At 76.4% G+C, this 7235-nt stretch carries 7 protein-coding genes and 1 pseudogene; 5 read left to right on the top strand and 3 right to left on the bottom strand.

Annotated features, from left to right (window positions below):
* From MPTA5024_RS13425 to MPTA5024_RS13415, 3 genes and pseudogenes are all read left to right on the top strand, one after another.
* A pseudogene (locus MPTA5024_RS13425) lies at positions 1-814 on the top strand (hypothetical protein); the annotation flags it as partial.
* A 41-nt stretch (positions 815-855) separates the two neighbouring features.
* The gene (locus tag MPTA5024_RS13420; protein ID WP_036324267.1) at positions 856-1836 is read left to right on the top strand and encodes a MinD/ParA family ATP-binding protein; all 981 of its coding nucleotides are present in this window, start codon (positions 856-858) and stop codon (positions 1834-1836) included.
* Positions 1836-2588: a hypothetical protein gene (locus MPTA5024_RS13415; protein WP_036324266.1), complete on the top strand. Its 753-nt coding sequence runs from the start codon at positions 1836-1838 to the stop codon at positions 2586-2588. Before MPTA5024_RS13420 ends, MPTA5024_RS13415 begins: the two co-directional genes overlap by 1 nt.
* A gap of 1218 nt (positions 2589-3806) precedes the next feature.
* Here the strand turns inward: MPTA5024_RS13415 and MPTA5024_RS13405 are convergent.
* The gene (locus tag MPTA5024_RS13405) at positions 3807-4463 is read right to left on the bottom strand and encodes a hypothetical protein (RefSeq protein ID WP_157099457.1); all 657 of its coding nucleotides are present in this window, start codon (positions 4461-4463) and stop codon (positions 3807-3809) included.
* Positions 4464-4599: 136 nt separating this feature from the next.
* Between MPTA5024_RS13405 and MPTA5024_RS13400 the strand changes: the two genes are divergently transcribed.
* Complete coding sequence (locus MPTA5024_RS13400; RefSeq protein WP_036324265.1) at positions 4600-4962, top strand: hypothetical protein; 363 nt, start codon at positions 4600-4602, stop codon at positions 4960-4962.
* 48 nt (positions 4963-5010) lie between these two features.
* On the top strand, positions 5011-5238 hold the full coding sequence (locus MPTA5024_RS13395; RefSeq protein ID WP_036324263.1) for a CDGSH iron-sulfur domain-containing protein: 228 nt from the start codon (positions 5011-5013) through the stop codon (positions 5236-5238).
* Here the strand turns inward: MPTA5024_RS13395 and MPTA5024_RS13390 are convergent.
* Positions 5187-6188: a glycosyltransferase gene (locus MPTA5024_RS13390; protein WP_051458133.1), complete on the bottom strand. Its 1002-nt coding sequence runs from the start codon at positions 6186-6188 to the stop codon at positions 5187-5189. The genes MPTA5024_RS13395 and MPTA5024_RS13390 overlap by 52 nt on opposite strands.
* Positions 6185-7222, bottom strand: a complete 1038-nt coding sequence (locus MPTA5024_RS13385) for an iron-containing redox enzyme family protein (protein WP_036324262.1) — start codon at positions 7220-7222, stop codon at positions 6185-6187. The genes MPTA5024_RS13390 and MPTA5024_RS13385 overlap by 4 nt, the downstream gene beginning before the upstream one ends.
* Positions 7223-7235: the final 13 nt, after the last annotated feature.

Here is a 7235-nt window from a genome sequence, read left to right as displayed (position 1 = left end):
CGGCCCGGCCCTTCCGCGTACGGACGCCCCGGCCGGGCCGGTCGTCCCCGGGCCGGTCACCGGCGGCTCGGCCACCCGTGGCCCGGCCGCCCCGGGCGGCGGGGACGAGCGGAAATCCGTCCGGCAGGACACCCCGCTGTACGACGCCCTGCTCTCGCAGATCCAGGAGAGGGAGGCGGCCCGCGCGCGATCCGCCGTGCCGTCCGGAGCGGAACAGGACGACGTGCCGGAGGACCTGACGGCGGACGCCGGGGCGGGACGCATCGCCGGGGCGCAGGTCAGGATCGTGCGCGTGCTCACCCGGGTCGGCTCCCTCGTGCGGGCCACGGCGCTGCGAATCGTGATCGTGGTCGTCGCCGGCGCGGCGGGGACCGTCACGGGCATCAACCTCCTGGCGCCCGCCACCCATGGCGAGGACCCGGCGCGCTCGCTCCAGTCGAACGTGACCACGGCCACCGTGGACGCCGCCGCTCGCGCAGCAGGCAGAGGGCCCGGCCCGGTCGACCCGTCGCCCCAACTGGTCTCGGCGGGCGGGATCGGGGTGCCGGCCACGCTCGCGCTCGACGACTTCGGCCGGGGCCGTCTCACGCTCACCGCCGGATCCGGCACCACCCTGCGGTGGCGGATAACGGCGCCGGGCCTGTCCGTCACGCCGTCCAGCGGAACGCTCAAACCCGGCCAGACCGGCGTAATCAGCGTGCGCGCCCTCCGCGTCCGCTACTGGTGCGGCGTCCCCGCCCCTGTCACAGCCCCCCTCGAACTGCACGGACCGAAGGGCACGGCCACGACGACGGTGCGCTGGCGCACCTGCTGACCGTCCCCTCCCGATCCCCCCTCGGTGAAAGGACCACGGCCATGACCGACACGCACACTCCGCTGCCCGTACCCGCCGGGCAGTACCCGGAGTCGGTGCCCCTGACCGCGGAACACCTGCTGACCAACCGGCGCAGCGAGCCCACCGGCGGCTGGCGCCGGCTCGTCTACCAGCTCTCGGGCGGCCGCGTCATCCCGGCGGAGTCGGCGGCCGAACTGGAACGGCGCACCCTGATCGCCCAGGCCCAGACCCCCGTGGCGAGCGGCCACCACCGGATCGCCGTCATGAGCCTCAAGGGCGGCGTCGGCAAGACCACGACGACCGCCGCGCTCGGGAACACGCTGGCGTCGCTGCGCGGCGACCGCGTGATCGCGATCGACGCCAACCCCGACCGCGGGACCCTCGGCATCAAGGTGAAGTCGGAGACCGCCGCCACGATACGGACGCTGCTGGCCGAGGCGCCGCACATCGTCCGGTACGCCGACGCCCGGGCGTTCACCTCGCAGTCGCCCGCCCGGCTGGAGGTGCTGGCCTCCGACACCGACCCCGCGGTGAGCGAGGCGTTCGACGCCGAGGACTACCGCACGGTGGCCGGGCTGATCGAGCGGTACTACTCGATCTGCATCACCGACTGCGGCACCGGCCTGCTCCATGGGGCCATGGGCGCGACGCTGGAGATGGCCGACCAGATCGTGCTGGTCACGCTCGTCGCCGTGGACGGCGCGAGCTCCGCCGCGGCCACCCTCGACTGGCTGACGGCCCACGGCCACGGCGACCTCGTGAAGAACGCCATCGTCGTGCTCAACGCCGTCGAGCCGAAGTCGCACGTCGACGTCGACCTGCTGGAACGGCACTTCTCCAACCGCTGCCGCGCCGTCGTCCGGGTGCCGTTCGACCCGCACCTGAAGGAGGGCGCCGAGGTCGACCTGACCCGTCTGCGTCCCACCACCCGCGGCGCGTACCTGCGTCTCGCGGCGGCGGCCGGACAGGCCTTCGGGCAGCGCCCAGACCGGAGCAACTAGTGGGGGCGATCATCCCGGACCCGGTCCTCGACTGGGACCTGGGGCCTCCTCGGCGGTGGGACCCCCGCCACCTCCTGCTGGTGGTCGTCGGAGTGATCACCGTCGTCGCGGTCGCGGTCATCGTGCTGGAGACCCGCGGGCCGGGCCCGGCACCCGTGCCGAAGCCGGTCGCCGCGCCCGCGATCGCCCTGGCCGCCCCGTCGGGCCACGAGGGCGAGGGCGGCTACCCCGTCGGCTTCCCCCGTACGGACCTGGGCGCCGCGTCGGCGGCCGCGGCCGCGCTGGAGGCCGCGTGGACGCTCGACGGCGCCCAGGCGGAGCAGGCCGCTGTCCTGTACGCGGCGCCGGACCAGCGGCAGGCGGCCAGGGACGGCGCCCGCGCGGCCGTACGGGGCTGGCGGGAGACGCTCGGCCTCCCCGCGGAGGGCGACCTGCCGGACGGCGCCGCGCTGCGCACGCAGACGATCGGCATCCAGTGGACGGCGCGGTCGGAGGACCAGATCCAGGTGTCGGTCCTGGTCCAGGTGACCGCCTCCAAGGGCGCCGGCGGGACCGGCCCCCTCTACTCCAGCCCGTACGCCATGAGCCTGCTCATGGCCTGGGCCCCCGACATGCGGGGCGCGGGAAAGGGCGACTGGGTCAACGTCCCCGACCCGACGCCGCCCTCGGTGCCCCCCGCCGCGCTGCCCGGCACACCCGAGTTCGCCGCCGCCGGCTGGAAGTCCCTGACCGCTCCCCGGCCCACCCCATAGATCAAGGAAGAGCCCCCTCATGACACGCATGTCATCCCGGCGCGCCACCCTGGTCTCCGGCCTCCTCCTGGCCGCCGTCTCCGCCACCGCCGGGGCCGTCGCGTCCCAGCCCTGGACGGCGATGGCCGACCCCGGCGCCGACACCGTCCCGCCCCTGGACGCCGCCGCCTCCGACGCCGTCCAGCCCGTCCCCGCCCCGTCGAATGAGGAGCCCTCGTCCGACGGGTCGGACCCCGCGGCCGATTCCGGCTCCGGCTCCAGGTCCGACTCCGGTTCCGGTGCCGGGTCCGATTCCGGCTCGCGTTCGGACGCGTCCGGATCCGGCTCCTCCGCCACGGACCACTCGTCCGGGGACTCCGCTTCCGACGAGACCGGGACGCGGGGATCCGCGTCCGGAGGGTCCGGCTCGTCCGCCGACCGCCCGGACTCGGGCGGCGGATCCGGCGGCGCCGAGGACTCCGCCACCGAGAGCGGCTCCGGAACGGAGAACAGCGGCGGCTCGGGATCGGCCGGCGATTCCGGCGCCGGAGACGGCTCCGCGACGGATCCGGCCCGCGACGCCGCCTCCCCTGACTCCGGGTCCGGCTCGGGCTCGGGGCGGGGTGCGGCCGACGGCACCGGCGCGTCGCGCGACTCGGACACCGGGAGCGGAGCCGCCTCGGACACGGCCCGGGACTCCGCCCGGGACTCTGCCGGGGACTCTGCCGGGGACACCGCCGGGGACACCGCCGGGGACACCGCCGGAGACACCGCCGGAGACACCGCTCGGGACGTGGGAGGCGGCACCAGGACGGGCTCCCACCTGTCCGGATCAACGGGAGGCACGGGCGGCGGCGGCGGGACCGCGAACCAGACCCATACGGTGACCCCCTCGGCGAGTGCGGCCCCCGGGACGGCCCGGCCGCACCGCCCCCACCACCGCCCCACCGGTACCCCGACGGCTCACCCGACCGCCTCCGCCGTTCCCACCGGCGATCTCCGGCCCACCGGCGCTCCCTGGCCGTGGGGGGCGGTCCCGCCTCCACCGACCGACACTCCATCCGCCAACCCGGCCGGGGTTCCCTCCCCGACGGCGACCGTCACCGTCACCGCGACCGTGACGGCGCCGGGGACGCCCACCCCCACGCCGTACCCGCTGCCCTCCCCGACGTCGTCGGGGTCCGCGCCCACCGGTGCGCCGGGGCACACCCCGTGGCGTCCGACGGCACGGCCGACGGGTCACGGATGGCCGTCGAGCACTGCGAGCGCCCACCCGGCGCCCACCGCGACCGTCACCGTGACGCCCACCGCCGCCCCCACGGCGAGTCCCACGGCGGCGAGCCCCACTCCCTCGGGCGGCACCGGCGGGTCCGCCTCGCCGACGGCGTCTCCCTCCGCCGCCACCCCCACCGTTACCGCGTCCGCGTCGCCCGCTGCTTCACCCACCGCGTCACCCGCCGCGTCACCCAGCGTGATGCCCTCGACGACGGCCGGCGTGACGGTCGCGCCCGTGCCGAGCGGCAGCGGATCGCCGAAGCCCAGCCCGTCGCCCAGCACGTCGCCCAGCCCGTCGCTCAGCACGTCGCCGACCGCCGGCGCGTCGGCCACCCCGAGCGCCGGCGCCTCGGCGACGCCCAGCCCCACGGGCAGCGCGTCGCCCAAGCCGAGCCCGTCCGCGAGCGCCTCACCGAAACCGAGCCCTTCCGCGAAGCCGAGCCCGTCCGCCAAGCCGTCGCCAACAGCGTCGGCCAAGCACCGGCCGCCCGACCACAAACCCCCGGCGCCCAGGCCGAGCCCGTCGGCCCCGCCGAGACCGCCCGCTCCCAGCGCTACGGCCGCCGCCCCGGCCGGGGTGCCGAGCGCAGGCGCGGGCGTGAGCCCGTCCCCAGGCCCCACGACGAATACGACGGAAACCCCGAGCGCGGTCCCCAGCGGCCTCACACCCTCCGGGACGCCCTCGTGGACGCCCCCCACCGGGATCGTGCCGCCACCCGCGGGCGGCGGCCCGCGGCCAGAACCGCGGCCGTCGTTCGTGATCCCGCACTACCTGCCGCTCCCGCCGCTGGTGACAGGGTCGTCCCCGGACACCTGCGGGTACGGCGGGCCCGGCTGCTGGAGCCTCGCCCCCTGGCGGGGCCGGACCGTCGGCTCGCCGGGCTCACCGGCGATCCCGTACGGGACGGGAGCGCACGCCCCGGGATACGCCGCCCCACCGCCGGCGTCCCCGCACTGGGCCTTCGCGCCTCCCGCGGGAGTCGTCTCCAAGCCGGCCGCGGCGCTCGTCCCCCCTGGGGTGTTCGTCACCCCGACGGGCTCGGCGGCCTGGCACGCCGCCGCCGACCGCGCCGGCTGCTGGGCCTTCGGCCCGACCGCGCCGTGCGCCCGGACGGAATGACCTTGGCGGCCCTCGTTAGATAACGGACAATCCGGGCATGCGGCTGCCATGAGGGACGAGCCGGATGACCTGGTGACGGTGACCCCGTGCGAGGACGGCCCCCTGCTGCTGAGGGGGCCGTTCACGCTGGTCACCCAGGACGGGCGGACGATCGACCCGGGCCGCGACACGGTCGCGCTGTGCCGGTGCGGCCGGTCGGGGACCAAGCCGTTCTGCGACGGCTCTCACAAACCAACCGGGTTCCGGGCGGCGAGCGAGCCGAACCCGCCGGCCTGACGGCGCTCGCGCAGCCATCGGACGGAGTGGGCGGCCACCCGCAGACGCCGTCCGGTGTACGGCACCCCGCCGCTCAGCCGCGCCGCCAGGGCCGCCCAACTGCAGACGGCCCGTTCGAGCACCCAGATCGGGGCGAACAGGGTCGCCGTGAACGGGAACACCCGGCGGCCCCCGGCCCGGCGGCGCCCCGCCTCCGCGAGAGCGGCCACGACTGCCGCGCCGCCCGCGACGACGGCCGGACGCCGCCGCAAAAGGGCCACCGCGACGCCGGGCAGCACGGCCAGGAACGCGGCCATGCGCGGCGGCTGGGCCAGGTCGTCGTAGGCCTGCCGTACGCGCTGGTTCCAGAAGCGGCGCGGCCGGGGCGGCAGACGCCGCACGTAGAGGTCGAGCGGGCGGGCCTCACGGCCGCCGTGGGCCCGGACCGTACGGATCAGCTCCAGGTTCTCGAACAGGACGTCGCCGTCGTAGCCGCCCGTCTTCGCGAACATCTCGCGGCGGACGCCGAAGGTCCCTGGATAGTCGGCGCCCACGCTCCGGTTGAGCAGCGTGCGGGCGGTGTCCCAGCGGGCGTGCCAGGGCATGGGGTCGAAGTAGTTCTGCGGCCGGACCAGGTCGGCGCGGCCCAGCCAGGCACGCATCCGGGCCAGCCCCTCGGCGTCGTAGCGGACGTCGTCGTCGGCGATGACCACGTGCTCGGCGGCGGCCCGCCGCATGCCGGTGAGGACGCCGGCGACCTTGCCGTTGGCGGCGTCCAGGTCGGGGTCGGGCGGCAGGTGTGTGACGATCCCGGCCCAGCGGCGGGCGTGCCCCGTGAACAGCGGCTCCGCGGACCCGTCCACGACGACGACCCGGGCGTTCCTGGCGAGTTCGCGCAGGTAGGCGGTCAGCTCGTCGAGGTCCTCGTCGTCGTCCCACCGCAGCGGGAGGACGTAGTCGAGCCCGCTCACCCGCGCCCCGCCCCGGCCCCGGACGCCGCCCCGGCGACGGCGTCCGGCAGCGGCGACCGGAGGGACGGCAGGCCCTGCCGCCAGCGGTCGAGCACGTGCCGGGCGAAGAGCCGGTCGAGGGCGAGCGCGCAGGCCGCGCCGTACAGGATGTCCCCGGTCAGGTGGGGCTGCCCGGCGGCCAGGCCGCCGCACAGGTCGTGGGCGGCGATCTGCTCGTGGACGGCGTCGGCCTGTACGTGCTCGTCGTAGTACCGGCGGGCGGCGGCGTCGCCGCCGAGGCGGCGCAGGCCCTGGCTGTAGCGGAGGTTGGGCTGCGAGGAGGTCATCTCGAACGCCGCGAGGTGGCCGGCCAGCGCCCCGCGGCGCCGGCGGTGCAGGCCGAACAGCGACATCGTGGTGCTGATGGCGAGTGTGACGGCGGGAACCCGGTCGAGGTGGGCGCCGTAGGAGTCGTCGAGGCCGAGCCCGCGCATGGTGGCCCGGAACAGCTCCGCGTGCATGCGTCCCGGACGGCCCCCGCCGTACTCGTCGGCCTGGATCTCCACGAGCGCGGCCTTGGGCCGGCCGAGCAGGCGGGGGATCGCCCAGGTGTGCGGGTCTGCCTCCTTGAGCTGGTAGATCGACCGGTGCACCACGAACTCGCGGAAGCGCCCGAGGTCGGCCCGGCTCCGCAGGAAGGCCGACAGCGAGGGCCCGTCGTCGTACTCCTCGACCAGGGCGGCGAGCGCCCGGGGGACGTCGCGCGGCGCCGGGACCGGCGGCCGGGGGACCGTCCGCGCCAGCGCGCGCTCCAGCCGCTCTTCGAGACGTCCCCGCAGGCCGAGCAGCGAGGGCTCCCACTCCCAGCCGTCGTCCACCCCGTCGAAGCCCTGGTAGTGCATCTCGTAGCAGACGAACAGGGCCAGTTGCAGGTCCTCGTCGTCGACCGCCGGCTCGGCGGACCACGGGGGCGGCGCGTCCAGCGGACGCGGCGGCCGGACGAGCTCCTCGACGAGCCGGGCGGTGACCGGTCCCCTGGGTTCGGGCAACTGCATCGGACTCTCCCTC

Source organism: Microbispora sp. ATCC PTA-5024 (genome assembly GCF_000511135.2).
Taxonomy (GTDB): Bacteria; Actinomycetota; Actinomycetes; order Streptosporangiales; family Streptosporangiaceae; genus Microbispora; species Microbispora corallina.
Note: the sequence above shows the minus strand (reverse complement) of the source record. Positions and strands in the feature narration are given on the sequence as shown.

Coding starts and splice junctions, on each gene's coding strand:
- MPTA5024_RS13420 (WP_036324267.1), top strand. CDS start 856: ATGACCGACACGCACACTCCGCTGCCCGTACCCGCCGGGCAGTACCCG.
- MPTA5024_RS13395 (WP_036324263.1), top strand. CDS start 5,011: ATGAGGGACGAGCCGGATGACCTGGTGACGGTGACCCCGTGCGAGGAC.
- MPTA5024_RS13385 (WP_036324262.1), bottom strand. CDS start 7,222: ATGCAGTTGCCCGAACCCAGGGGACCGGTCACCGCCCGGCTCGTCGAG.